The sequence below is a fragment of the Paenibacillus periandrae genome, from assembly GCF_022458865.1.
Taxonomy (GTDB): Bacteria; Bacillota; Bacilli; order Paenibacillales; family NBRC-103111; genus Paenibacillus_S; species Paenibacillus_S periandrae.
On the sequence record NZ_JAJNMU010000007.1, the window covers coordinates 296,948 to 322,835 of the forward strand.

A 25,888-nucleotide genomic window follows, 5' to 3' on the forward strand; every position below is an offset into this window, starting at 1 on the left:
ATTTCAAAACAAAACTTGTATGCAAAAAGCTATTCGGCAGCACCTCGCAGCACTACGGAATAGCTTGGTTGTTATGCATATTTTGCTTCATTTGGAGCTGATGCCCCGAGTTATGCCTGGACTTGCTGCGGCTCACTTCTGATCAGCCATATTTCCCCTACATTCAATCGCTTGGTGCCCTGGGTGCGCAGGAAGGTCAGCTTCAGCTCGCCAGTGCTCACCAATTCACGGGGAATAAGAGCCTCACGAATCGTTACCGCTGATCCGTTCACCAGAAGGCTTTCTTCGACCACATAAGTATCGTTAGCCGTTAGCTTCACCTGAACCGCCTTGTGCGCTTCAACTCCAATCTCACCGACATAAGCCACCTTCACTATGTAATCTGTCGATGGGTCCAGATGATCATAACGAACAATGATCGGAGTATCGAGCATAACATTGATATGATTAATCCAGGCAAGCGGAATGCCGCCTCGTTCCTTTTCCTTTGCTTCTGTAATAGCCCCTGAAAGCAAATAAACGGCATGGGCCGTTCTCGGCGAATACAGGTAACCTGGATCCTTTTCCCACCCTTGTCCAGGGTCAATACGACGATTGCTGCGATACGAGCCCAAATTATCGTAAAAGCCACCAGGACCCGGATTGATCCGATTCAGCGCTTCATCGATCATCGTCAGTCGTTTCGTCTCCTCCTGTTCCTCCTTGATCAAGGCGCACCTGATCCGCAGCCAACGGGCATCGTTCAAAGGAGCATTAATCGCATCCATGAACGCTCCTCGATCCTGAGCTATTGCATAATGCCTTGTCACGGTTAGCTGGTAGCCAATATTGGCAAACAGCTGATCGGCCAGCTCCTCGCATCGTCTGCGATAATCCTGAGCCACCGGCTCTGTTTCAGCCCTTGATAAAAGCTGTTCAACCTGCTGCACGGCAGCCAATGCTCCTGTGTGTTTTGCTTCCCGCAGTGCTTCCTTGGCTCTGTATTCCAGATCGGTTTCATAGAAAAGCCGCCGCTTCGTGTAGGCGTCAAAGTAAGCGCGCAGCAAGCCCATCTGGAAGCGGTAATTGTTCAACACGCGCTCAGATGCTTCCCTTTCCATCTGCTGCCACTGCAGTAAGGTTATTTCCACGCCTTCATTTGCCGCCAGAGGCCCAACCCAATTGTCCTCCAACGCCAGCAAGCCTTGAGCCACTCCGTCTGCCAGCTCACAGCTGATAAACCATCCGGCAAAATCCCTCAACGTTTCCACAGCTGGTGTCTGTGGGTTCCAATCCTGATCGTTCCAGATAAATTTATTTACATCGTCATTAATGCCTTCGGAATAAGATAAATTGCCCACCGTATAAGAGGCCAGCTCGTTATGAATATGCTTTTGCGCCAACGGACGAGGATTGCTGCTTTCCCTGCCTAACGTAAGCGCATAAGAGAGGTCCCAGTCGGCTACCGGATATTGGCAATGAAAATTGTGCGTGATGTCCTCATAGCGTCGAATCGAGTATTTCTGCGGAACAATTCGTCTAAGCTCCGGCAGTGCTTCGTCCACATGAGGACCGAATACAATGCCGCCCAGCCAATCCGGCTCCTTGCTCAGCTGCTCATAGAAGCCGTTCTTCCAGGCAGTTGGATCACCATTCATAACCTGAGGCGACAACCATAGCTTAGCTTCCGGATGGTAACGGTTCAGCAATCCGGCTACTTGTTCGCACCATTTAAATAACGGCTCTGGCTCCATATCTCCCGGATCGCTGCCAGGGATGAAAATATGTTGAATATGCGGAAGGCTGCTGAATATATGCTCACGCTCGGCCAGCTCCGCCGCAATCGTAGCCGGATTGGAGAAGTCTTTGCCGAGATTCGGATACCAGATCCACGTATCCATTCCGTAGGAAGCAATGATTTCAGATAATCGGATCATCATTTCCATCGGTTCAACCTTCATCACCGGACCTATCGGATCATCATCCGTTCTTGGCGGCAAGATTTCGATGCTATTCGCACCGAAAATAGCCAAATCCCGAATATACTGGTCGTACTGTTCTATGCTCCAAGCATCATAAGCATTGTTCTTTGGCCTGTAGCCAAGCTGATGCCCACGCAGAGGAAAGCTCGGAGCTTCATTCAGGTTGAGCTCACGTTCCAGCTGTATAAGATGATCTCCCCACCTTAATGAGCGCAGCAGCTTGCCTACTCCGTATAATACGCCCCGGGCATCCGCGCCAATGATATACACCGTATGGTTGCCGTCAGCCAACACCGTACGAATCGCGTAACCTTCCGGCTTCAGGACGGGAAGGTCCTTAGGCAGACGTTCGCCATCGAATTCTTCAATGGCATGCAATGAATCCATCGTACCGATCACTATTACTGGAGCATTTCCATCAGGAAAGCTATTCGCGCGGCTTAATCGGATTCCTGTGCGTTTCTCCAGCTCTTCGATCAGAACATCAACCGCCTTAGCCTCTGCTCCCTTGGCTTCCTTGGACGAGACCACTGTGGCCGCGACCAAATTGAATAATTCCATTTCTTATGCCTCCATTTCTTTTAGAGCATGCTCAAAAGGATTGTTCGCGCTAATAAGTGATGTACCATCACTTCCCTTTTTGCACTCTTTTAACTTCGATTGAACTAACTTATTGATTAAGTTAATTACGCTCAGTATACTCAACTCAAAAGAGGATGTAAACGTTTTAATTTATTTATTCAATACCTTTTCAAAACAGAAGTAGGGCACCTTGCGAAATGGATATCGAACTTTCCCCCGCTCACTGTAGCCTCCACGCTGATACATGCCAAGGGCTGCAGCATTCTCTGCATACACATCCAGCCGGATGCTTGTATATCCATGTGAGGCTATGTAGGCCTCGGCGAATCGCAGCAGCTTGCTGCCTAATCCTTTCCCTTGATGGTCAGGATGAACAGCAAGACGGTGAATGCAGGCGGCTTTTCCTTCATGATCCTGCCAATCCATCGACGCATACGCAGCACCTTGCTTATCATCAATCACTATTGCGGCAATAATGGCTTTGTCATCTCTTATACCGAATAGGTGACCGTTCTTCAGATCACTTTTCATAATAAATACGTTAGGATAGATCCAATCCCATTGGTAATTGCCTGATTTGCGAAGATTTCGTGTAACTGACGTATACAGGCTTTTAACCGCTTGGAGATCGTCGACTTGAAGGGTAGTAATTTCTGCCATTCCCACTGGTTTCACCCCCTCACTTCATATTAGGAAAAGCTGACTCTCGCTTGATCTGTGCCAACCGTCGTCCTGACTGCTTTCTATACAAATAAGTCCACGCTATGGCTATACCAAGGATGCCATACATAACCAGATGCGACAGTGCCAAAAATGCTGTAACCGACAAGGAATATACCATTATTACTTTAATTACAGCCTCACCCAATAATGCAGCGCCCCAGCCGGCAGTCATGATTCTCATCACTCTACGCGCATAGGCGAATTTCCAGTTATCCGCAAATGCCTGCTTCTGATTCTCATCATTGGAAGCAATGAAGCGAAATGCAAAGTAATAAATAATCGGCTTGGGAAACAACAGCGACACGAGAAAAATCAAACCCATAATACCGGTAACAAAAGAATCTCTTAACAAAATCAGCTGTTGATCTCCGCCCAGCAGTACCGCGCCAGCACTGAGAATAAACCCTGTTGCCATAAAGACGGCAAATACATCCAGCTTTTTGTGCTTCACAATATGATAAACCGTATCCAGCAGCGGAATAATCGCAGCGATCGATAAAGCCATCACATCGGTCATATGTCCTTCCAAAATTGTGTATACAAGTAAAGGTAATCCCCCATTGATCAGTAGAGAAACTAAGATATTGCGAATTATTTTTTTGCGATTCATCGCACTAGACCTCCTTAATAAAATAAATGGCTTACCTCTTAAGCGTGTTTACTTCTGGAATGCGTTGATCATAAAAAGGAATACATCCTGCATTTGAGGCACTTGCTGATCATCTGCGATCATTTGATTGACGCGTAAACCATAAGATAAGGTCACAAACATCGAGGCAAAAGCCTTCACATCCACATGAGCCGGAATCGCGCCATGCTCTTTGCCGATGGTAATCCATGCTTCTGAGAGCTCCATCAAGCTTCGGCGCAGCTCCTTTAATATCGTCGCGATATTCGGCTTGTGCTGCTGGCTTAACAAGTAGATGAATATAGTATTGCTCGTTCCCCTTTCCGCCATCGACGATACAATAGCTTGAATCGCAGGTCGAATGTCGTTGTCTTTGGATAGCTTAACCGCTTCATGAAACTGATGATTCACAGTCGTCATATAGCTTTCAAGTATTTTTCCGAATAGCTCATCCTTGCTTTTTACGTAGTGGTAGATCGCGCCCTTGGATAATCCTGTACGGTCCATAATCACCTGAAGCGTCGTTTGCTGACAGCCCGTTTCTTTAATCAACTGTTCGGTCACCGATAAAATATGGGATAAAGTTTGTTGGTCCAGTTTCTGTTCCATAATAAGCTCCTTCAATATCAAAGTGTCTTGCTGTTAAAAATATTCTACCATACCGACCGTCGGTATGTAAATGCTTTTAGAAAAAAATAGGAAAAATAGTCAGGCGTGCATCGCTCGATATGCCCCACAATTTATTGCATAATATGCGGTATATGAATTGTAGAACCCTTAAAATTTCGTTAAAAATGACCAAATAAAATTCGCTCAAGTTCATCATTATTTACTTGTAAAAAGTAATGTGGTATATTAATTATAGTTAATAAGCGCAATCACTTTGATAGTTCAAAGGAGCCCATAGTTATGATAAAAGTATATCCTGCCGCCTCTCGTTACTCGGCCGATCATGGTTGGCTGCAAAGTAATTTCAGCTTTTCCTTTGGCGATTTCTACGACCCGCTTAATACCCAGTTCGGTCCACTCCGTGTATTTAATGATGATATCGTCCAAGGAGGACGCGGCTTTGGAGCACATCCTCATCGGGAAATGGAGATCGTCTCTGTTGTGTTGAAGGGGCAGCTCAAGCATGAAGACAGTACCGGGCAATCGGCTGTGACTACCTTTGGTGAAGTGCAGAGAATGTCAGCAGGCACGGGTATTATTCATTCTGAAGTGAATCCAGGCGTTGAGGATGTTCATATTTTACAAATTTGGTTTACACCTAATGTTAATGGGCTGGAGCCTTCCTATGAAACAAGCAGCTATGATACTAACGCTTTGCGTAATCAATTGCTGCCAATCGTTTCCCATCAATCCGGCGAAGGCATTGCTCATATCCACCAGGATTTGACCATGTACATGTCGGAGTTGGAGCCGGGGCACACACTCGAATTTACGCAGCAGCCGGGCCGACGTATTTATGTAATGGTGATCGAGGGGGACTTGAGCCTGAACGGGAACACCACACTTGCCAAGCGTGACGCTGCCCGAATCGAGCATACCCCTGAGCTGACAATACGCACGAATAGCGGTGCCACGCTGTTGCTAATTGATTTGCCTTAGAAGTGTGGTGAATAAGTCCCACTGCGCGGCCAAATATCCCTCCGATCGCTGACGCTTCTCCGGGATCATTTGGCCGCTCCGCTCTTTATTCACCACACTTTTTGAATTGCTTTTAAAATAGAAGGGAGTGAATAGAAGTATGTCCGAAGTGATACACACAACATTGCTGATCAAGCATGTGACCAGCCGTATGCTGATGGATACAAGAGTACAAGGCAATGCCTTTAGCCTTGATGCCTGTGATAAGGGCTGGCAGTTAGTCGTTGAAGACGTAGATACCGATGTCATGCGGACCATTCAAACCGAACTCGCCGAACTGAATCTGTTCTATTTCGAGGAAACCGAGGCGGAGCACGGCCGCTCCATAAGTAAGTGGTGGCTCTACGATACAGCTCTCCCCGAGCTTATTACGGATGAAGCCGCTCGTCGGCTCACACTTATCGTGAATACCCGTACGGGCTACAGCAACGAGCATGTGAGTAAGCAATAGTAATCTCAATCATACAAAAAAACCTTCAGGTGTTCACCTACCGGAGCTGTATACATAGTGAAGCTGACTTTTGGTCAACTTGCACTTCGTTCGGAGCTCCGTATAATAGGTGAAGCCTGAAGGTTATTTTTCATTGCGGCTCATCTTTTTACATGTTCTGCATTATTTCAAAACCAGCTCAACGTGGCTGTACCCTTCTCGCGACTTCGTGACCTCCAATATGGCAGGGAACGAAGCCTTGATTTCGGCAACGTGGGAAATGACACCGATCATCCGCCCCATGCGCTGCAAATCAATAAGCGTTTCTATAGCTTTATTCAGTGATTCCTCGTCCAGCGTACCAAAACCTTCGTCAATAAACATCATTTCTATCGATATCCCGCCTTGATTTGCTTGAATCACATCCGTCATACCAAGCGCCAGACAGAGTGAAGCATTGAACTTCTCACCGCCAGATAAAGACTTGACATCACGGTTCTGCCCCGTGTAGGAGTCGAACACATCCAGCCCCAGACCGCTCGCTTTGTTATGCTTCTCCACCCGTTCGCTGCGCATCAGCTCGAACTGTCCGTTGGACAAGCTGTGCAATCGCTGGTTGGCAGCATGAAGAATTTGCTCAAAAAACTCGATCAGTATGTATCGTTCAAACGACATGCGCAGCGCATTATCGCCCTTTAATACCTGATGAATATCAACGACCTCGCCATAGCTGCGCTCCGCCTCAATCAGCTTCCCGCTTGTCTGCTCGATGGTCAGCTTCAGACTTCCGGCTGTTTGCAAGTAAGCCCGTGCCTCCTGATATAGCACCGCCACTTGCTCAAGCTGCTGTTTTAACCCTGCCAACCGTTCAAATAACAGTTCCAGATCAGCACGTTCCTTACCGGCCAGCTCCCGCTCCAGATCAGAGATCGCCTGCAGCAGCGAAGACATCGCAGTTTGGAACTGCTGCAGCTGCTCCTTGATCATCAACCTACTGCTTTCTGACAGCTTCGCAGATCTGTAGGCGGCCTCATCCTCGAAACCGCTCTTCGCCAGCTCTGCCTTGAATCGGCTGGTCATCACCTCATTATGCTGAACCGCCTCTTGCAATTGCAGCTCCATCTGTGCGAGTGTCGCCTGCTCCTGCGCCCATTTCATTTGCAGCTGACTGTGGCGCTCCTGGACTTGCTTCCAGGCTGCTGTCATTGCTTCAACCAACCTGGACTGCTCCTGCAGCTTCGCTCTCAGACTTGGATACGAACGAAGATCCGGCTCAATATGGTCCAGATCCCTGGCTAATGCTGCCTGCTTTAAGGAACGATCCAAGGTAATTTTGCTCAGCTGATCATTAAGAAGATGCTTATCAGTACTCAGCTGCTCCAGCCGGGTATCCATCAATTCCAGGGCTGCTTTAAGCTGCTTGAGCTGCTCCGCCTGCTTTCCTAAGCGATCGGTTTCTTCCTTCAGGCTTTTCCCTTCAGCGACAAGCTGCTGATAAGCTTCGTTAATATTGTCAAAATAAACGCCCATTTGCGTCAAATCTGCCTGCTTATCCTTAAGTCCTGCATTCGCGGCAGCGACCTGAGCTTCTGCTTTGCTGTACTCCTCTCTGGCCGCATGAAGCTGCTTTTTGGCAGCATCGAGCTGGGCTCGGGTAGGAATCGCCGTCTCTGGCTGCGCTTTATCCGGGTGCTCCGTGCTCCCGCATACAGGACACGGCTTACCATCGTGCAGATGCTCGGCCAGCAGCCCTGCCTGACCTTCGATCCATAACGCTTCCAGACGGTCATGCTGGGCCAGCTCGCTGGCCAGCTTCACCTGACCTTCCTGCTGCAGCTTGAAACATTCCTCCAATTGATTGCGCAGCCGAAGCATTTCCTTCATCTTGCCTGCATGATCGCGAAGCTCGTTCAAGCGGGTCAGCTTCATAGGAAGAGTATCGATTGCATGCTCCAGTTCCTTGATCTGCGCGGTAAGCTGCTGCTTCTCTGCAGTGGCCTGAATCGAAGCAGTTTCGATCGCTGCCTGTCTGGACCCAGCGGCCTTTTCCTCAGCCTCCAGCTGGACAATCGCCGCCTGCCGATCATGCAGCGACTTCACAACAGGCTCCATATCCTGGAGCCGCTGCAGCACCTGCTCCGCAGCTTTACGTTCACCATCACGTGCTTGCTCTGCATGCAGCTTCTGTTCTGATTCCCGTAAGGCGAGTGCAGCACTTTCGACGTCGGTTGATTTGTGCTTAAGCTTGCTTGTCAGCATGAGCAGCTGCTCGCTGGCTCTCACGCTCTGCTCCTCGTAAGGCTCAAGTGCTGCAGCTTTCTCGGCCATCCTGAGTCGCTGCTGATCCCGCTCAATATCGGACAGCCGCCCTTCCAGCTGCTCGCGTGATTTCTGTTTGTTTGCGAGCTCCGCAAAACGTTCATTCAACGCAGCCGCCTTATGATAAGCATCTGTATCCAGCTGCACCTGCTGTTCGAGCGCCGCTTTGTTCGCCGCCGCTTGTTCAACAATTAACATATAATGGCTGATCTCCGCATCCAAGCCCTGCAGCAGCTGCACAACATTATGCTTGTCCTGCTGCAATGTCAGCGAGAGTGAGCTTTCCTCGCGTACAGGCAGTGAGACAGACATTTGACGGACCGTGAATTCCAGCTCAGCCCGCAGTCGATCAGCTGCCTCCTTGTTCTCGCGTACCAGCTGCCTAAAGCGGTCCTCTACCTTTTGATACAGCTCTGTGCGGAAGATCCGACGCAAAATTTCCTCTTTATTTTCCGTATCCGAGGTCAGCAGCTTACGAAATTCGCCCTGCGGCAGCATCACAATCTGGCTGAATTGATCCTTGCTCAAGCCGATAATTTGCTGCAGCTTCGTATTGATATCCTTGATCGTAAAACGGTCAACGCAGGGAACTGCTTGTCCACTCCCGATCTCATACAGCTCCGCAGTCGGAGGTGTCTCGTTCTTGTTGCTGCCTTTGCGATAGGCGAGCTGGCGGACAACACGATAAGAGCGTGAACCGATGGCAAAGTCAAACTCCACCGTGGTCGGTGTCTGATCATCGGCAAAATGACTTCGCAGCATACGCGTCTCGTACCGGTCCTCGCCGCTCGCCGTATCATACAGCGCATAACAAATCGCATCGAAAATCGTCGTTTTCCCGGCTCCGGTATTGCCCGAGATCACAAACAAGCGATGGTGCTCCATCCGACTGAAATCGATGGTTTCCTTTTCTTTATAAGGCCCGAGTGCCGTCATCGTTAATCGCAGCGGTCTCATTCCGACTCTCCCTCCCCTGCAGCAACGTCCGCGTACACACGCTCGAATAGCAGGCGCTTCTCAGCCGAAAGTGTGCTGCCCCTAACCTGATCATAGAAAGCCGCGAACAAGACAGCTGGGTCACGCTGTTTACGTTCTTGCTCTACTTTTTCTTCGTTGCTTTCATGGCTGCGCTGACTCCGAGTCCATTTGCGCTCCACATGCATAGCATTCGGGTAGACGGCCCGTACCTTTTCCATTGGAAACAGCACCGGATTTTCATTCAACAGCGTGACGAACACATAATCCTCATTGACAGGATGATGCTCGATTTCCTCTATGCTTGCCTCGACCCGCCGCAGATCACGTTTGGGAAGAAAGCTCCTTTTGTCTATGGTTACCTGTCCCTGTCCGTCGAGCTCCACCATATAATAACCCTTCTGATGATGCTCCTCGGATATGGAATATTTCAGCGGAGAACCCGCATAGCGAATCTTTTCATGCCCTACATAATGAGCTTGATGAAGGTGGCCGAGTGCTGTGTAATGAAAGGGTGCAAAGTATTCGGCATGCACACATTCAGCCCCGCCAATGGACAAGGGTCTTTCCGATTCACTCGTATTATCCTGCTTTTCTCCGTATGGGGTTACAAAGGCGTGGCCTACGAACACATGACGGGCAGCAGGGTCCATCCCGGCAGCAATTTTGGCAACGATCGCTTTTGCCGCGTCATCATGCGATTTTATCGTTTCATCGGCAAGCTGGTAGCGGATCTGTGCAGGGTCTGCGTAAGGAACAAGATGGAAATGCACCTCTCCATGCTCATCACGCAATATGACCGGCTTTCCCTTGAGCTGGCCGGACAGATGTAGGCCCTGCGCTTCCATCATCGTCGTTGCAAAATCAAGCCGATCCGGACTATCGTGATTTCCTGAAATCGCCAAAACAGGTGTATTCAATCCGATTACGATACGTTCCAGCAGCTCATCCAGCAGCTCTACAGCCTCCGTAGGCGGCACTGCACGATCATACAGATCACCTGCAATAATGACCGCATCCGGCCGCTCAGTCTCTACCGTATCCAGCAGTTGCTGCAGCACATATTTTTGATCATCAGTCATGTAAATGCCCTGAACCAGCTTGCCGAGATGCCAATCCGCCGTATGTATGAATTTCAAGGTGATTCCCTCCTTTTCAGCTGCAAGGATTTTCCGTTACGTTCTGCCTGTTGATTTCATTCAGGAAGCATTAAATTTATAACCTACTCCGTGGACATTAATAATGTACTGCGGATTGGTAGGATCTGGCTCGATTTTCTTGCGAAGATTGCTGATATGCACGATGATCGTACGGGTATCATTGTAACTTTCCTGTCCCCATATTTCACGGAACAGCTCCTCATGGGTGAATATTATACCGGGATGGCTGCCCAAATGCTTCAGCAGCTCGAACTCTTTCTTGGCGAGACTTACCGTGATCCCATCCACAGAAACATGGCGTTTGAGGACGTCCATAAATAAGCCTTTATAATGAATCTTTTCCAATCGGTTTGAGTGGTTGCCCGACAAATACGGACGACGCAGATGCGCTTTTACCCGTGCAATCAGCTCATTCGGACTGAAGGGCTTCGTCATATAGTCATCACCGCCAACATCAAGGCCGACGATTTTGTCATGCTCCTCCATCAGACAGCTCACAAAAAGAATCGGCACCGAAGAAAGCTTGCGAATCTCCTTGCACACCTCAAACCCGTTCATACCTGGAAGAAGCACATCCAGAATGATCAAGTCCGGCTGAACCGCGAGCAGCATAGCAATCCCTTCATCACCGTGCGCTGCCAATGCAACACCGTATTCATTTTTTCGCAAATACATTTGAATAATATTACGAATTTCCGGATCATCTTCAATAACCAAAATTGTCTGCTCTGCCACGACTCACCGCTCCATCCAAACATTTACCCAACATTCGTCATTCTCTCATACAAAGATAGTCAAATGCCCACTCAAGGTCAAGTATTATGTATTGGAAAAACATACAATAGCCTACTCCCCTACATACACTGAATAAAAGCATATTGACCGAAACTATGTGTAGGACAAAGCCTTAATTTTCCTTATTTTTCATATAAGTATCAATACCGTCTGCAATAGCGTCTGCCAGCTGCTGCTGGTATTCAGGTACGGACAGCTGCTTATCCTCTGCCGGATTCGTCATGAATCCCAGTTCAATCAACACAACAGGCACCTTAGACCAATTAAAGCCAGATAGGTCGCTGCGGGCCACCATTCCTCTCGATGCAGCATCTGTGCCTGCTTTTAACGCTTCAAGAATCGATTCTGCCGCCATTCGGCTTGCTGGCTGAATGCTTCGTGTAGCTCTGACTCCTGCATCGGGGTACAAGACCGAATAACCTTTGGCCTTGGGCGAATCATTCCCATCCGCATGAATACGGACAGCAAGCTGTGCATTCACGGCATTGGCCATCTCGGCTCTTTCCGCATTGCTAATATCTACGTCATGATCCTCACGGGTCATCTGCACCTCGAATCCACGGGCAATCAGCGCTTCCTTGAGCAGCAGAGAAACTTCCAGATTCAGCACGTACTCCGGCTTGCCAGTGGCCACGCCTCTTGTACCTCCGGTAACCTTCGCTTTTGTTTCCTTGGAGTCAGGCGACACCGGCTCCTGCTGAGCATTGCCTTTACGCTGGTGACCGGGATCGAGGTAAATAAGCCCACGTGAAACGGAAGCAGGTGCTGCTTCTGCTGCGGATGCTTCCTGCGCATATGCCTGGGCAGGCTGGGCCTGTGAAGTCTGTGGAGCCATCGGCGATTCATTAGATACCGGGGCAGACTCCGCAGATGAGGATACGACCAAAGGAACGGTCTGGGCAGCAGATTGAAGCGCGGAATCACTTGAAGAAACAATAGGTGTCTGAGTATAAGCAAAGACCAAGGACACAGCACCAAACGCCAATAAGGCGGTCACTACACTCGTTTGAAGCTTACTCATAAAGACATTCAACTCCCTCTAATCATACAAACTTAATTATTCATTTTAATGCGTTGTTTTCCCTGCCTCAGCTTGCTTCATGGTCACACCGTGCCAATCGGTTCGATAGAAACGAAGCATACATCCTAGGGCGAACAGGAACAGGAATACATAAAGCGAAATCCACGCCCCCATGCTTCCCCAATTCAGCACAAAGATCAATACATAGGCGCCCGGTATAAATATCACCCAATTCAGAATGAGCGATATACGCAGCAGGAACGTCGTATCCCCGATCCCTCGAAGTCCTCCTGCATAATAATTGAGCAGACCGTCAAATAGCTGTAAAAAAGCAGATACCGTGATCAACTGGGCTGCCAGTTTATAAACATTAAGCTCATCTGTATACAATAGAGCTATCGGTTCGGCAAACACAAACTCGGCCAGACCGAGCACGAACAGGAAAATACTACCCAATATAGCCACATCCGTCGCCATGCGTCTTGCTTTAAACGGAGCACCACGGCCAATTTCCTGACCGACCAATATGGTCGCTGTCGCTCCAAAGCCAAAGGCAGGCATAAAGCCAAGACCCATCACATTTAGCGCAATCTCATTAGCTGCCAGCGCATCCGTACCAAGTCTCGTTACGTACATCGTAAATACGAACATTGCGGCACTCATCGCAAGCTCCTGCATGCCAAGCTTACCGCTCTCCCCTATAATAAGCCGGGCCTCTGTTCCACTCATCCTCACGCGTCGGCGTGTATGAAAGCGCGCATGCATCCTTACCAGAAACACATACATACTCCCAGCCAGACATAAGGCTTCACCCAAAAAAACAGCCAATCCTGCTCCTTCAAGTCCCAGCTTGGGGAACCCCAATTGGCCATAAGTCAGTGTATAAGTGAAAAAAATCATGGTGACATTGGACACAATGGTCATCACCATAGGAGTCCGCGTATCCCCCACACCACGAAAAAAACCATGAAAGACAAAACTGATCATAAAGCAAGCCACTGCAAATAACCTGTAACGCAAATAAATCGAGCCTGCATCCACCAGCTCCTGAGAGCTGCCCATCAGCTGCAAAATTGCCTGAGGTGCAACAATACCAAGTGTTACAATCCCAACCGCTGCCAGAAGCGCTACATATAACGCAATGTACGTTCGCTCGACAGCCTGCTGAATTTGACCTGCCCCATAGTTTTGTGCAACCAGATAATTTACTGAATGTCCAAAGCCGGAGCAAATTGCCCAGGCATTGTAAGCAATAATATTCGAAACCCCTACAGCCGCAATCACGAGCGCTCCCATGGAGCCGACCATTATCAGGTTAATTGTACCTGTGACGGTACCCGAAGCAAAAGAAATAATGGAAGGAAGCGCAAGCGTCAAGATCATTTTCCAGTTTTGTGTGAAACCCATATTTCCCGTTCTCCTTGGTAATAAGTTATGTTAGTCAGACCCTCCTCATTGTGCCCCATATCGAATGGCTATTCAAGAGACTAAGAAAAACAGCCCTTGGCATCAAAACCAGGAGCCGTCCGTAAATCGTGCACAATTATGATTGTTCCTACGGATGCTGCAGCTGCAAATCTCTGCTCTCGAAGGAAAGTGCTGTATCCAGATAACCTTCCTCACGATTGAACAGAGCCAGGTCACTTTTCCCATTCCCATCCAGATCTTGTACGATCAGCTTGGAGCCAGGTCTACCCCATGGACCGAAGGTCGACAGCAGCGAATAGCCACCCTCCTTGTTACTCAAATACACGGTAAAACGTCCGGTTTCCGCATTCCACCGCAGCACATCCTCGCGTCCATCCCCGTTGAAATCTCCAAACCGCAGGACACCATCCTCATTTGGAATGCCCAATTCCTGCTTGGTTTGCTTCCATTCCATGGAAGTGAGGTCTGCATTCCACAGGATGCCTTTGGCAGCACCCGGCCTAGAAGAGAATAAAGCTCCCCCGCCTGTGTCCATCTTACGAGACTGCAGCTCGCTTGTAAGCTCATTATTGAATTTATACGATTTGATCGGTTTGACTGCACCTTTACTGACTAAGTAGCCAAACAGCTGCAAACGGTCCGTTGTCAGGCCAGCCACAACCACATCACCATCTGCCTGAGGCAGCACAAATAAATTTGCACAGCTGCGAGGCTCCGTCTTCCAGCTGTTAGTCATCGAGAAGCGATGGCCGTCCGAAGTAAATCTCTCAAGGGTTCCCGATGGCTGCATGACCCACAGACTGTTCATGTTCTCCTTGGTACTTCTGCCAAGTGCCGCTGCGGCTCCAGGCTTATAAGCAACATTGGCCCATTGTGACGGAGCTCCCTGCGATTCATTGCGCATGCCATTAAAGAAGCCCGGTGTCACAGAAATGGACCCGTTTTTTGTATCCCACCGGATCAGATCCGCCTGGCCGTCACCGGTTACGTCCCCAAGCATCATTTTTTCTTTATCCTGCTGTGCGGAAGAGCCTAATTTCACGCTATGTGCAGGAGTAAACGGAACGTAGTCCTGAATGGAAAAGAATGAGTAGTGCTTCGCCTTTAGCCCAAGAACAAGCTTTTGAAGCATGCTTTTATCCTGGCTTAAATAATGATATTCGGGCAGTCCGTCACGAATGATGGTCTCTCCCGTTTCGTCCACAACCGGAGCCAAATACTTGAACTCCAGAAAAGGATGAAAAAAGAACGAGGCTACAATATTCGATTTGCCCACACGGTCCAGTATCAGCTTTTCATCCTTATTTGAAGGAATATAATCGAACGGAGTAGGTACATATGCAGCCCCCAGAGAGGCTTGCCCGTACCCGCTGTTGCGCTCTATTACATATTGGGCAACCGGTGTATTCCTGTTGGTCTGCACATCAGCCTGGTAATTCAAGCCAAAGTAATTGCGGAACATTTTATCCTGCTCGGGAGTTGAGCGATAATGCGGTGCTTCCCAGAAACGCGGCTTAAGTCCTGCATTTTTAAAAATTTCCAGTCCTGCCTGCAATCTCGGTTCCGCAAAAGCCGCGGACATCGTTTCCTCGGAGCCCGGATTATTGAACTCATTCCCGATTCCTGAATCCTGATGTCCGTCATCACGACGAACATTTCCAACCTGGTGCGTATATCCGTGCATACCCAGTGTTGCTCCGTCAGCGACCGCATCCTTCAATACCTTCTGATAAGCAGCTATGTAAGGATTGTCTGTCTGATCGAGTGAGACGTCATAGTGGCTGCCATCTGCTGGCATACTGATCCACCTTGGAATGACGGCTAGATGATACACGACCTTCTGATCACGTAAATATTCAAGCACCGTTCGAAGCTTACCCAGCTGTTCCAGCGTTTCATACTGACCGCCAGGGCCTATATCTTCAAGCCTCATAAGCACAAAACGCGGGGTGCTGGCTTCCCCTTCAACCGTAATAATTTCATAAGCCATGAACAACATACTTATTACAACTGCGCACAAGGTATATTTCAGCCATCTGTATTTAAGTAGCATGGTCATTGTCATTCAAGCTCCCCTCTAGCTGCTATACCAAACCATTAAAACGCTTACATTCGGCTTCTCTACGATGATGGGTTTACTACGATGATTGTAGCAGATTTTCAGTGCGACGAACACCATTTTCTTTTCAAAAAATAGGGACAAGGTCCCGGAAAAGGACCCTGCCCCGTTAGTTGCATGAAACCTCTGGAACCCCTGATAAACGGCTCCCAAGTTATGGACGCATATGGTTGTTACATGCTCGTAATTGCAACTTCCTCAGGCCTGTATACAGCCGTGATTTGACCTTGTAGATCTGCGGCAAACATGACCGTCCGCTCGCTTTCCACGACAAAAGCATAGCTCACACCGGTAACGGGGTCCTTGACCCTGATATCAGTATCGATTGCATACTCCGAGACGAAGATGTACAATGCGCCATCACGAAAGCTTAGCTTGCGACCATACAAGCCAGGGCAATCTCTACCCTGCTGCCATTCCAGCTCCTCCGAAACACCGGAGGCCGCTAATGCCAGCTTGTACAGCTCCTCTAACGGCTCGATTCGTTCGTTCAGCTCTACCGGCAATGGGCACCAGATTAACCGGCCTTGTCCCAGCTGTACATCTGTCAATTGAGTGCTGCCTGCTTGCGTCAGTACCGGCTTTTGCTTATTGGCATCAGCAATCCGCGCACCGCCGAAGGAAACCTGCAGCTTCCGTCCGCTGATTTCCAGCAGCTCTTCACGCAGCAGGTTGGTCACAACTGTCGGGCCGACCTCGGCTGTAAGTCTCGACTGAGGACGCCAATATTCATCCAGACCTACAGGACCGGTAATGAGCATCACGCCTCCTTGCTCACTAATATGAGCAACGAGCCTATCCAACGCCTCCGTACTGAAGTTATGCGCGCTTGGTACGATAATCAGCTTAGGTGACCAATCCGCTAAAGAATCCAAATGATATTCGCTTAAGCCGCGTGCATGCACATTCAGGCTGTAGGAGAGCGTACGAACCAGCTTCGTTGTGGCCTCATAAGCCAGCTTGCGATTCGAGAAATCGTTCGAATACGGAAATATTACAGCTGTTTCCTCCAGCTGCCGTTCGACAAACAGGTCACGAATCGATTCCATAAACTGTCCAAAATCATACGATACGCCTGCTTCCGGCTTCTCTGTTCCGTCTGCCCGCAGCGCTCCAATATTCGATTCATTGATATTATTCATATAAAAGTTCGTATTCCAGATCCACTGCACTGCACCCGCGCCGCCTGTCGAGAACGCATAAGCATACTTACGCTCCAGGATATTGCGCAGCTCCGCTTCATTCCGTTTGGCCCGACCATCCGGTGTTTCCACATACATAATACCCGTTTCCTGAATCAGGTTCGGCTTGTCAGCTGCCTTCGTAAAGACACCATCCCATACGAGATCATCCATTTTCCACCAGGAATGAACCGTCGTATAATCAACCGCCTCTGCATAGAAAAACGGAGATGGACGCTGCGCTCCGAGACCCTCATCCTGCCCAACCGTAACCAGCTGCTTCGGTTGGATAGCACGGATCGTCTGGATTAATTTGGCTGCCCATTGATTGTGCATCTCCATCGTAAACAAGGTGTAATCGAGCCAAGGTCCACCTTTTTTCGCCAAATTTTCGGTCGTTCTAAAATTAATGTCACTCGGTTCAGGCAGCTGAGCCGCTTCAAATGCAGGAAGCTCGTCAGGCGTCATATTCCAGCGTTCCTGAAGCAACCTTACAGAACCGTGACGTTCCTTTAACCATTGGATAAAAGCTTTACGCTCGAAAGGGTCCTGGCAAGAACGGGGGCCAGAAAACAAGCGGCGCGGATCGAACATGGTCGGCTCATTAATCAAGTCCCAATGTACATTGGTTGATTCTTTATGACGCGATACAATTGCCGCAATAAATCGTTTCTGGGCTTCCACACTGCGCGGATCCAGATAAGGATTCACACCATCCCAGGCTTCCGGTGTAAAAGCGAAGAAGTTGAAGGTAACCTCGAGATCGTATCGTTTGGCCGTCAGTACAAAAGCATCGATAGCCCGCAGCACTTCTTCATAGGGATGTCCATCAACAAACATCACACTGCGCCAGGCTGTCCAAATACCGGTACGCAGCATATTGATCCCAGCTCGTTTCATCTGGGCCATATCCCTATCCCATACGGCCACATTCGGCATAAACAGGAACTTTCTGGCCACATCACTGGTCATATAGGTCATACCGACCACAGGTAGCGGACGGTCATTTTTCCAAAAATAATCACGGTCGACGCTAATCATTTCACCCTGCTGCAGCCACTCGCTGTCCATGCCCCAGAAGCCTTGACGCAGCCGACGGGTTTCTCCATCCGTAGATACCGCCTCACATTCCACAATATAAAAGCCGGCCTCCACTGGGATTGGCAGGCTGTTGCGGACAAACCCAAGCTCAGGTGAGGCCGGCAGCTTCGTTTTGCCCTGCCACAGAGTCGTAAACTGATCCTCCTTATACGAAAAGCTGGGGTCCGCAATCATTGCCGTACTGTCGTTCGCCTTCTTCAGCTTTAAGGTAAATGTCCATTCCGCATCCGTACCGCTCCCACTGCCAAGTCGTTGAAGCTGTATGCTGGTCGTTACTTTATCACCTGGCTCGTAGGAGGCATAATTGGTCTTCAGCCACAGCTCGGTAACACCAAGCGATGTATAATGACTCCATTCCAGCAGCGCATTTACCCCTGCGCCCTCATGCCAGAATGCTGGACTCAGCTGCTGATTAATCAAAATCCAGCGTCCGCCGGTATAGGCGCCCTTCGTATTTTCAATCAAGACGGCAGGAGCTGCTGCTTCCCGGCTCACCTTGCCTGCGGTTACACCAAACATTAAGGGTACGATATGAGCATCCATAGGTCCACTTGACCCAAGCTGTCCAGGCTGATCATCCACCTTGGTCACATGTAGCACAAGACCGTATGTAGGCTCAATTGTGAACAGGTCAATCGAGTCTGCGAATAAAGGAATATCCATGTTCGCCGTAAGTTTGGCAATGGGCGAAGGATCGATTGCAATCGCTTCATGGATGTTCAACTGCTGATGATAGCCGGTTTGTTCGGGCTCTCCTATCCATGATGAAGTGTCGGAGCCCTCCTCCTTGTCTTTGAATACCGGCACCTTGAAAGGGGCTCCCCCCAAATGCACAAGACCCTTTCCCTGCCGCAAATGCTCAATAATTGCCGTCCATGCTGCCTTCGGTACGTAGGGTCCATGCAAATGAATCAAAGTGTCGGCATGCGGCAGCTGCTCTGCAAGCTCGTCGGCATTCGCAATAATCGCATGCTCACATAACTGCTTCAAAGCCTCGCTATCAGGACGCGCCCCTGCATAAGGAAAGCTTTGATCGTAAAATACAACGGATTTACTCATTCAATCAACCTCCATTTTGTTAGTTTTGTTAGGCTCACAGCTACTTTTCCGTGAATCACTTTAATGGTAAGATGAGGTTTAGTCAATTGAATTTGTAAGAGGGGATGATTCCTTTATCCAGCCAGCATGCCAAAATAACGATGCAGCTCATTGCTGACCGATTGGGTGTTTCCAAATATACAGTGTCTCAAGCATTATCCGGTAAGATCGGAGTCAGTGAAACCACAAGAGCTGAAGTGGAAGCTATGGCAAGGGCGCTTGGCTATCGAATCAAAGCCGACAAAAGAACTACCTATCCCAAGCCAACGAGCACAATCTCGGATGCGACCTCGGACTTGCCCTATGCCGCTGATCTAATCGGGGATCGTGATGTGCCCCACACTGAGGCTGCTCCTGCTTATGTAGCCATTTGGGTCCATGATGAACAACGAGCGGAGCCCAGCTTTTGGTCACGCGTACTGGACGGGGTGATGCTTCGCTGCAGCAGCAATGGGTGGCAGACACAGGTGCTTTCGTCCGAAAAGCTGCTGATGGACAATCCGTTGCCTTCTCCGTTCACGCACATAACCAGTCCAGCCTGCCTTGGCTCTGTTGTGCTGGGTACGCTGCCGATCCGCTCGCTCCATAAGCTCGCTCAGCTGCATCAAGCTAATGCCCCGATTATTCTTGTTGATCATGAGGAGCCGCTCATTCGTGCCGATTGTATATTGAATGCCAATCTGGAGGCTGCCCGGTTGGCTTGCCGCCGGATCCTATCAGAGGGCTGTAAGCGAATTGTATTTGTGGGAAAGGACACTTACTCGGTCAGCTTTCAGGAAAGATGGTGGGGCTGCCGTCAAGCCTTGGATGAATACTCGCGCCGATTGGAGGGTTATTCACTCAGAAAATGGACCATCTCCTACGGTCAGCCCACATGGGCGCAGCAGTTGGCCAAACGTGTGGGCGCATCTCCATCTGAAGAACTGCCGGATGGCTTTGTTTGCGCCAATGATGAAATTGCGCTCAAGCTGTTGAAGCTGCTGCAGGAGCAATCGATATCTGTGCCTGCAAGGTGCAAGGTCATTGGTATCGATAATATCGATGCCAGTGCCAGCTCCACACCTCCACTGACTACAGTGGAGCTGGCCAAGGAATTGCTCGGCACCAGAGCCGTGGAGGCCTTAGAACGTAATCTGACCCATCCGAGTGTACATTCGGAAAAAGTTATTTTGTCCGCTCGACTAATAACACGGGGATCGGGGTAATGAGCTGCTTTACAGCTGTTGAGGCTGCTAAATCACAGCGGCTGCAAACCGCAGTCTACGATAATCCGCGATCCATCGTTCACCGTCAAACAACTGCGTATGCAGCAGCTGTTCACAGCGCACATAAGCTTCCTCCCGTTGTTCCGGGTTCAGATTAACAAAGAACATACCCGCGAAGGCATCCAACCAATATCTAAGTCCGTTCACGCCACCATCCAGAGGTGTCGGTCTGTCGTAATGCTCCATGGAGCGCACTTCGAAGCCATGCTTCTCCAGAAGGGCGCTGTACGTACCGATTGCCGGGAAGTACCAGGGGTTAAGCTTACCGGCATCTATACCCCATGTCCCAAGAACCTCCGAAATAGCTTGAGCTATCGCACCTATATTACCTTTGCCTCCAAACTCGGCTACAAACCGTCCATGATCCCGCAGCGCCAGTCTGACCGACTGAATCACACGCTCGGGCTCCGTCATCCAATGCAGCGCGGCGTTGGAGAACACAGCGTCGAAGGGCTCCTCCACACGAAAGGTGTGACCGTCAGCTACTTCGAACCTTAATGCCGGATATTTGCTTCTCGCTTGAGCAATCATCTCAATCGAACCGTCAATTCCCATACAATCTGCGCCGAGCTGCACAATTTCCTGAACCAGATCACCAGTCCCGCAGCCCAGGTCCAGAATCCGCTCATTCCGCTCCGGTGCCAGCAGCCCGACAACACCTCTTCCTAATCGTGACACATAGCTAATATTGCTGTCATAATGATCCGCATCCCACTTACCATTAACCTGTTTATTCATATTTCATCAGCTCCTTTTATACTATTATGCAACCCACTTCTTAATAAGTAAAATATATTGAATCAATCAAATTTATAGTTTTTACCTATAATAAATACACGCTACTGACTTGCTTCCTATTAATAACTACACGCTGCAGCTCAATTTGCGACGTATTATCGACATTAAGTGCACCAGCAGCGCGTTCTGTTCATTTTTTTAAAAGATTCCATTTACTTATGAAAACCAGTAGCTATATAATGGATTCATTGTTCGTTGAGATTCAAACCACAGTAGATTTATGACTAACTCTTCGATTACACCTCAAATTCCTTCATACCATCAACAATATCGAAAGTGCTAAACCTTTTGTGAAACGATGCAGGCAGGTGAAAAAATATATGCAGAAAATACCAGTCACACGTGATGGAAAACGAGGCTCCGATATTTTAATCGTCCAATCTGATGAGGTGGTCAAGCTGGAGCAAATCAAGGACAAGGAATTCGTTGTTCATACGGCTACCGATAAATATTATTGGACAGCTTCGCTTGAAGCTTTTGAAGAAGCTATGTATGAAGAAGGCTTCCGGCTTATCGACCAAATGAATGTGGTCAATATGAACCATGTTACTGAATATGATATCAAAAAAGCGATTGTATATTTGAAGCCCGAAAATGAGACTTTTTCCAAAACTGCATCTGCCGCATGGATTCATAAAGATCACATTATCAATGTGCAGAGCATGATCGGTGAGTTGAAAAAGCTCGACAAAAGCAGCAACCCGGATGAATTCCAGGATGATATATTTGAAACCATCCTCGCGCAGGAGGAGGACAACCGTTTTGCCCGCTCCTATGCGATGATACAGGCCATCTATGAGCGAAAAAAAGCAGAGAAGCAATTGGAGCAAAGCGAGCTTCGATACAAATCTTTATTTCAGAATAACCCCGATCCTATCTGTTCTTTTGATAGCCATGGGCATTGTACCAGCGCAAATCCTGCTATCTTCTCCATAACCGGCTATTCCGAAAGCGAGCTGTTAAACAAATCGATTCATCATCTGATTATTCCTGAGCATCTGGAGCGTTGGCATAAGCAATTTACCGGAACGATGAGCGGAGAGACCCACCAATATGAAATCAGCTTTTTACATAAAAATGGTGGAATTGTCGAATTGAGCATACTGAACGTCCCCATAGTAGTCAATGGTCAAATGAGCGGGGTGTACATGATCGGCAAAGATATCAGTGAGCGCAAGCGTGCTGAGGAAATGCTGATCCGCTCCGAAAAACTGTCGATTGTTGGTCAGCTTGCCGCTGGAGTTGCACATGAAATCCGCAATCCGTTAACCTCATTAAAAGGCTTCGTTCAATTGATGAAGTCTAAAATATCAGGATACGAATCGTATTTCGAGATTATGCAGGACGAGCTGGAGCGAATCAACTTTATCGTCAGTGAGTTTCTTGTCATTGCGAAGCCACAGTCGGTTGTTTATCAGCCGAGGGATTTGAGGGTTATTTTGCAAAATACGATTGTTCTCGTCGGTTCACAGGCAGCACTTCACAATGTTGAGCTGATCACGGAAGCCTCCCCTAACCTGGCATTAATCAATTGTGATGAAAATCAGATCAAACAAGTATTTATTAACGTTCTGAATAACTCCATCGAATCCATGAACGAAGGCGGCCTGATCCTGATTGAGCTGCAAATGAAAGAAGCGAATCAAATTATGATCCGCTTTACGGACCAAGGCTGCGGCATTCCGGAGGAGCGAATCCCAAGGCTCGGGGAACCGTTCTATACGACGAAAGAAAGAGGTACAGGCCTTGGTCTGATGGTCACCTTCAAAATCATTGAAAATCATGGTGGCAAACTGCGAATTACTAGCGAGATCGGCGAAGGCACCACAGTTGAAATCACGATGCCTTCCATGTCATAAATATCGATTAATACACATTGCCCGGGTAAGGCGGATAATAAGGCTGCTGCGTCGGATATGGGTACGGGTAAGGATATGCCTGATATGGATATGGATATGGATATGGATACGGTACCGGGTAATAGGATGGGTAAGGATATGCCTGCGTCAGTGCAAGCGGCAGCAGCAGCGCGGTGTCAAAGCCACCATGAAAGCCATTGTCATGGAATTCATGACCATGAAAGCCAACACCGCCATGAATTCCGCCTACACCGTGTCCACCTCCATGTCCGCCTCCATGTCCCCCATGTCCTCCATGACCGTCTCCATGAAAGCCACCACCTGCGGGCTCACGTGAAATAGATATCGGCTGATTTTCGTTTTGAAGCTGCAGCAGGTCCTGCTCCTGTGTTCTATATGGTTTAGTCATCTTAACTCTCCCTTATCCACCTGGAATGGTGATTCTCACTGTACATCATATGTACATTCGCCTACTTGGTGAGATTGTGCAGGGAAAATGGGCGCTGTATTTCCTTGCACGGAACACTTCATAATGGAGCACTTCATATATAAAATCAAATAACCAGCTCCCCGCGTCCTCTTGGGAACAGCGACGGGGCTGGTTTAAGGTTGGATATGAAAAATCTGTTATCGATTTAACAAGCTGCCCACATAACGCAGCAGCTCATTGGCTGACGAAGCGGTATACCCATGCTCTTCAACCAGTCTGCTGATTACCTCGTTAATTCGTTTCAGCTGCGTTTCATCCGGTGTTTTGGTTGAAGTCGTAATTTTCACAATATCCTTCAGGTCGGTGAACAGCTTCTTCTCAATCGCTTCGCGAAGCCGCTCATGACTGCTGTAATCAAAGCGGTGACCTTTACGGGAATAAGAAGACATACGGATCAGAATCTCTTCGCGGAACGCTTTTTTGGCATTCTCGGAAATACCGATTTGTTCTTCGATTGAGCGCATCAGCCTTTCGTCCGGGTCCATCTCCTCGCCTGTCATCGGGTCCTTCACTTTCCCCCAATTGCAATACGATTCAATATTATCGAGGTAATTATTGAACAAGGTTTTGGCAGATTCCTCGAACGAATACACGAAGGCCTTTTGAACTTCTTTTTTGGCCAAGTCGTCATATTCCTTGCGGGCTACCGAAATGAAATTCAAATAGCGTTCCCGTTCTTCCTTCGTAATCGAGGGATGCTGATCCAACCCGTCCTTCAGTGCACGGAGCACATCAAGCGCATTAATGAATTGCAGGCCCTGACGAATCAAAGCACTTGAAATTCGATTGATGACATAACGCGGATCAATGCCTGACATTCCTTCCTCCAAATACTCGTTTTGCATCTCCTTAAGGTCAGCTTCCTTGTAGCCCTCGACCTCCTCACCGTCATACATCCGCATTTTCTTCACTAAATCCATACCTTGCTTTTTGGATTCCTTAAGCCGGGTCAGTATGGAAAAGATCGCCGCTGCGCGCAAAGAATGAGGGGCAATATGAATATGGGCCATATCGCTTTGCCCGATCAGCTTTTCATAAATTTTCACTTCATCTGTTACCTTCAAGTTGTATGGAATCGGCATGACGATCATCCGCGACTGCAGAGCTTCATTCTTTTTGTTGGCAATAAACGATTTGTACTCCGATTCATTCGTATGGGCAATAATCAGCTCATCCGCGGAGATCAGGGCAAAGCGTCCTGCCTTGAAATTCCCCTCCTGTGTCAGTGACAACAAATTCCATAAAAACTTCTCGTCGCACTTCAGCATCTCCTGGAACTCCATAATACCGCGATTTGCCTTGTTCAGCTCTCCATCGAATCGATAGGCTCGCGGGTCGGATTCAGAGCCGTACTCCGTTATGGTTGAAAAGTCGATGCTGCCCGTCAAATCAGCAATATCCTGCGACTTGGGATCCGATGGGCTGAAGGTGCCAATTCCTGTCCGATTTTCCTCGGAAATGAATACCCGCTCGACCATCACATCCTCGATCCGGCCTTGATATTCTGTACGCAGCCTCATTTGGCATGACGGACAGAGACTGCCCTCGATCTTCACTCCGAGCTCCTGCTCCACATCAAAGCGCAGCGGCTGCGGAATCAAATGCAGCGGCTCTTCATGCATCGGGCAGCCTTTAATGGCATAGACGGCTCCCTCTTCAGTTCGTGAGAATTGCTCCAGCCCCCGCTTGAGCAGCGTTACAATGGTGGACTTGCCTCCGCTCACCGGACCCATCAACAGCAGAATACGCTTCCTGACATCCAGACGCCTTGCTGCGGAATGGAAATATTCTTCCACAAGCTTTTCTATCGCATGGTCAAGGCCAAAAATGTCCTGATCAAAAAAGCGGTACCGCCGTTTATTCGTCTCGTCCCCGATACCCTGGGCAGCCAGCATGCGATATACCCGGCTATGGGCGGTCATTGCGAGGTAAGGCCTTTGACGAACCATCTCAATATATTCGGCAAACGTTCCCGTCCATGCCAATCGGTCGATTTCCGTGCGATGGTCCGAAATTTTTTTGAATATGTCCATGGGTTAACCTCCTAAGAGTTTTCCGAAGGAAAACTGACTTCGTAAGTATGTGCCGTTCGTGAGCATGTGCCAAGTTTTCCGAAGGAAAACTGACTTCGCAAGCATAAACCGTTTTTTTTGACAAGAGAGATGACTTCTTACATTCGGGACGTCGCTTATGCGGTACCATTAAAATTGAAGTGTAATAGATAAGTATGCAATGAAGGAGGATTAGTTGACCTAAAATTTTAGACAAAAATTTCAATAATGAAAAAGCAGCCTATGAGATTTCAACG

General features: G+C 48.6%; 18 protein-coding genes. 4 read left to right on the forward strand and 14 right to left on the reverse strand.

Annotation, left to right across the window (positions count from 1 at the left end; genetic code table 11):
• Positions 1-110: 110 nt before the first annotated feature.
• The 4 genes from LRL21_RS13890 to LRL21_RS13905 all read right to left on the reverse strand — a co-directional run bounded on the left by LRL21_RS13890 (position 111) and on the right by LRL21_RS13905 (position 4,503).
• The gene (locus tag LRL21_RS13890; protein ID WP_240416373.1) at positions 111-2,522 is read right to left on the reverse strand and encodes an alpha-glucuronidase family glycosyl hydrolase; all 2,412 of its coding nucleotides are present in this window, start codon (positions 2,520-2,522) and stop codon (positions 111-113) included.
• A gap of 171 nt (positions 2,523-2,693) precedes the next feature.
• A complete protein-coding gene (locus LRL21_RS13895) occupies positions 2,694-3,203 on the reverse strand; it encodes a GNAT family N-acetyltransferase (protein WP_240416456.1) in 510 nt (169 codons plus the stop codon).
• 19 nt (positions 3,204-3,222) lie between these two features.
• Positions 3,223-3,876: a VC0807 family protein gene (locus tag LRL21_RS13900; RefSeq protein WP_240416374.1), complete on the reverse strand. Its 654-nt coding sequence runs from the start codon at positions 3,874-3,876 to the stop codon at positions 3,223-3,225.
• 48 nt (positions 3,877-3,924) lie between these two features.
• Entirely contained in the window at positions 3,925-4,503 is a 579-nt protein-coding gene (locus tag LRL21_RS13905; protein WP_240416375.1) for a TetR/AcrR family transcriptional regulator, read from the reverse strand.
• A 300-nt stretch (positions 4,504-4,803) separates the two neighbouring features.
• Here LRL21_RS13905 and LRL21_RS13910 point away from each other — a divergent pair, with 300 nt between their 5' ends.
• The gene (locus LRL21_RS13910; RefSeq protein WP_240416376.1) at positions 4,804-5,502 is read left to right on the forward strand and encodes a pirin family protein; all 699 of its coding nucleotides are present in this window, start codon (positions 4,804-4,806) and stop codon (positions 5,500-5,502) included.
• A gap of 139 nt (positions 5,503-5,641) precedes the next feature.
• Positions 5,642-5,992: a hypothetical protein gene (locus LRL21_RS13915; protein ID WP_240416377.1), complete on the forward strand. Its 351-nt coding sequence runs from the start codon at positions 5,642-5,644 to the stop codon at positions 5,990-5,992.
• Between the two features lie 162 nt (positions 5,993-6,154).
• Here the strand turns inward: LRL21_RS13915 and LRL21_RS13920 are convergent, their stop codons facing one another.
• The 7 genes from LRL21_RS13920 to LRL21_RS13950 all read right to left on the reverse strand — a co-directional run bounded on the left by LRL21_RS13920 (position 6,155) and on the right by LRL21_RS13950 (position 19,129).
• The gene (locus tag LRL21_RS13920; protein WP_240416378.1) at positions 6,155-9,247 is read right to left on the reverse strand and encodes an AAA family ATPase; all 3,093 of its coding nucleotides are present in this window, start codon (positions 9,245-9,247) and stop codon (positions 6,155-6,157) included.
• On the reverse strand, positions 9,244-10,404 hold the full coding sequence (locus LRL21_RS13925) for an exonuclease SbcCD subunit D (protein WP_240416379.1): 1,161 nt from the start codon (positions 10,402-10,404) through the stop codon (positions 9,244-9,246). Before LRL21_RS13925 ends, LRL21_RS13920 begins: the two co-directional genes overlap by 4 nt.
• A 60-nt stretch (positions 10,405-10,464) precedes the next feature.
• On the reverse strand, positions 10,465-11,160 hold the full coding sequence (locus tag LRL21_RS13930; protein WP_240416380.1) for a response regulator transcription factor: 696 nt from the start codon (positions 11,158-11,160) through the stop codon (positions 10,465-10,467).
• A 172-nt stretch (positions 11,161-11,332) separates the two neighbouring features.
• A complete protein-coding gene (locus LRL21_RS13935) occupies positions 11,333-12,241 on the reverse strand; it encodes an N-acetylmuramoyl-L-alanine amidase family protein (protein WP_240416381.1) in 909 nt (302 codons plus the stop codon).
• A gap of 45 nt (positions 12,242-12,286) precedes the next feature.
• Positions 12,287-13,648: an MATE family efflux transporter gene (locus LRL21_RS13940; RefSeq protein WP_240416382.1), complete on the reverse strand. Its 1,362-nt coding sequence runs from the start codon at positions 13,646-13,648 to the stop codon at positions 12,287-12,289.
• 148 nt (positions 13,649-13,796) lie between these two features.
• Entirely contained in the window at positions 13,797-15,728 is a 1,932-nt protein-coding gene (locus LRL21_RS13945; RefSeq protein ID WP_240416383.1) for a DUF2334 domain-containing protein, read from the reverse strand.
• Between the two features lie 233 nt (positions 15,729-15,961).
• Positions 15,962-19,129, reverse strand: coding sequence for a beta-galactosidase (locus LRL21_RS13950; RefSeq protein ID WP_240416384.1), 3,168 nt, complete (start codon positions 19,127-19,129; stop codon positions 15,962-15,964).
• Between the two features lie 104 nt (positions 19,130-19,233).
• Between LRL21_RS13950 and LRL21_RS13955 the strand changes: the two genes are divergently transcribed.
• Positions 19,234-20,373, forward strand: coding sequence for a LacI family DNA-binding transcriptional regulator (locus tag LRL21_RS13955; RefSeq protein ID WP_240416385.1), 1,140 nt, complete (start codon positions 19,234-19,236; stop codon positions 20,371-20,373).
• Between the two features lie 27 nt (positions 20,374-20,400).
• On the opposite strand, the gene LRL21_RS13960 is transcribed toward LRL21_RS13955, so the two are convergent.
• Positions 20,401-21,171: a class I SAM-dependent methyltransferase gene (locus tag LRL21_RS13960; protein ID WP_240416386.1), complete on the reverse strand. Its 771-nt coding sequence runs from the start codon at positions 21,169-21,171 to the stop codon at positions 20,401-20,403.
• 380 nt (positions 21,172-21,551) lie between these two features.
• Between LRL21_RS13960 and LRL21_RS13965 the strand changes: the two genes are divergently transcribed.
• The gene (locus LRL21_RS13965) at positions 21,552-23,090 is read left to right on the forward strand and encodes an ATP-binding protein (RefSeq protein ID WP_240416387.1); all 1,539 of its coding nucleotides are present in this window, start codon (positions 21,552-21,554) and stop codon (positions 23,088-23,090) included.
• 7 nt (positions 23,091-23,097) lie between these two features.
• Here the strand turns inward: LRL21_RS13965 and LRL21_RS13970 are convergent, their stop codons facing one another.
• Together LRL21_RS13970 and LRL21_RS13975 are read right to left on the reverse strand one after the other, a co-directional pair.
• Complete coding sequence (locus tag LRL21_RS13970; protein WP_240416388.1) at positions 23,098-23,499, reverse strand: hypothetical protein; 402 nt, start codon at positions 23,497-23,499, stop codon at positions 23,098-23,100.
• Between the two features lie 218 nt (positions 23,500-23,717).
• A complete protein-coding gene (locus LRL21_RS13975) occupies positions 23,718-25,613 on the reverse strand; it encodes a PrkA family serine protein kinase (protein ID WP_240416389.1) in 1,896 nt (631 codons plus the stop codon).
• Between the last annotated feature and the right edge of the window lie 275 nt (positions 25,614-25,888).

Excerpts from the sequence above, each read along its gene's own strand:
- LRL21_RS13890 (WP_240416373.1), bottom strand. The coding sequence starts at position 2,522 with ATGGAATTATTCAATTTGGTCGCGGCCACAGTGGTCTCGTCCAAGGAA.
- LRL21_RS13895 (WP_240416456.1), bottom strand. The coding sequence starts at position 3,203 with ATGGCAGAAATTACTACCCTTCAAGTCGACGATCTCCAAGCGGTTAAA.
- LRL21_RS13900 (WP_240416374.1), bottom strand. The coding sequence starts at position 3,876 with ATGAATCGCAAAAAAATAATTCGCAATATCTTAGTTTCTCTACTGATC.
- LRL21_RS13905 (WP_240416375.1), bottom strand. The coding sequence starts at position 4,503 with ATGGAACAGAAACTGGACCAACAAACTTTATCCCATATTTTATCGGTG.
- LRL21_RS13910 (WP_240416376.1), top strand. The coding sequence starts at position 4,804 with ATGATAAAAGTATATCCTGCCGCCTCTCGTTACTCGGCCGATCATGGT.
- LRL21_RS13915 (WP_240416377.1), top strand. The coding sequence starts at position 5,642 with ATGTCCGAAGTGATACACACAACATTGCTGATCAAGCATGTGACCAGC.
- LRL21_RS13920 (WP_240416378.1), bottom strand. The coding sequence starts at position 9,247 with ATGAGACCGCTGCGATTAACGATGACGGCACTCGGGCCTTATAAAGAA.
- LRL21_RS13935 (WP_240416381.1), bottom strand. The coding sequence starts at position 12,241 with ATGAGTAAGCTTCAAACGAGTGTAGTGACCGCCTTATTGGCGTTTGGT.
- LRL21_RS13940 (WP_240416382.1), bottom strand. The coding sequence starts at position 13,648 with ATGGGTTTCACACAAAACTGGAAAATGATCTTGACGCTTGCGCTTCCT.
- LRL21_RS13945 (WP_240416383.1), bottom strand. The coding sequence starts at position 15,728 with ATGACCATGCTACTTAAATACAGATGGCTGAAATATACCTTGTGCGCA.
- LRL21_RS13950 (WP_240416384.1), bottom strand. The coding sequence starts at position 19,129 with ATGAGTAAATCCGTTGTATTTTACGATCAAAGCTTTCCTTATGCAGGG.
- LRL21_RS13955 (WP_240416385.1), top strand. The coding sequence starts at position 19,234 with ATGATTCCTTTATCCAGCCAGCATGCCAAAATAACGATGCAGCTCATT.
- LRL21_RS13960 (WP_240416386.1), bottom strand. The coding sequence starts at position 21,171 with ATGAATAAACAGGTTAATGGTAAGTGGGATGCGGATCATTATGACAGC.
- LRL21_RS13965 (WP_240416387.1), top strand. The coding sequence starts at position 21,552 with ATGCAGAAAATACCAGTCACACGTGATGGAAAACGAGGCTCCGATATT.
- LRL21_RS13970 (WP_240416388.1), bottom strand. The coding sequence starts at position 23,499 with ATGACTAAACCATATAGAACACAGGAGCAGGACCTGCTGCAGCTTCAA.
- LRL21_RS13975 (WP_240416389.1), bottom strand. The coding sequence starts at position 25,613 with ATGGACATATTCAAAAAAATTTCGGACCATCGCACGGAAATCGACCGA.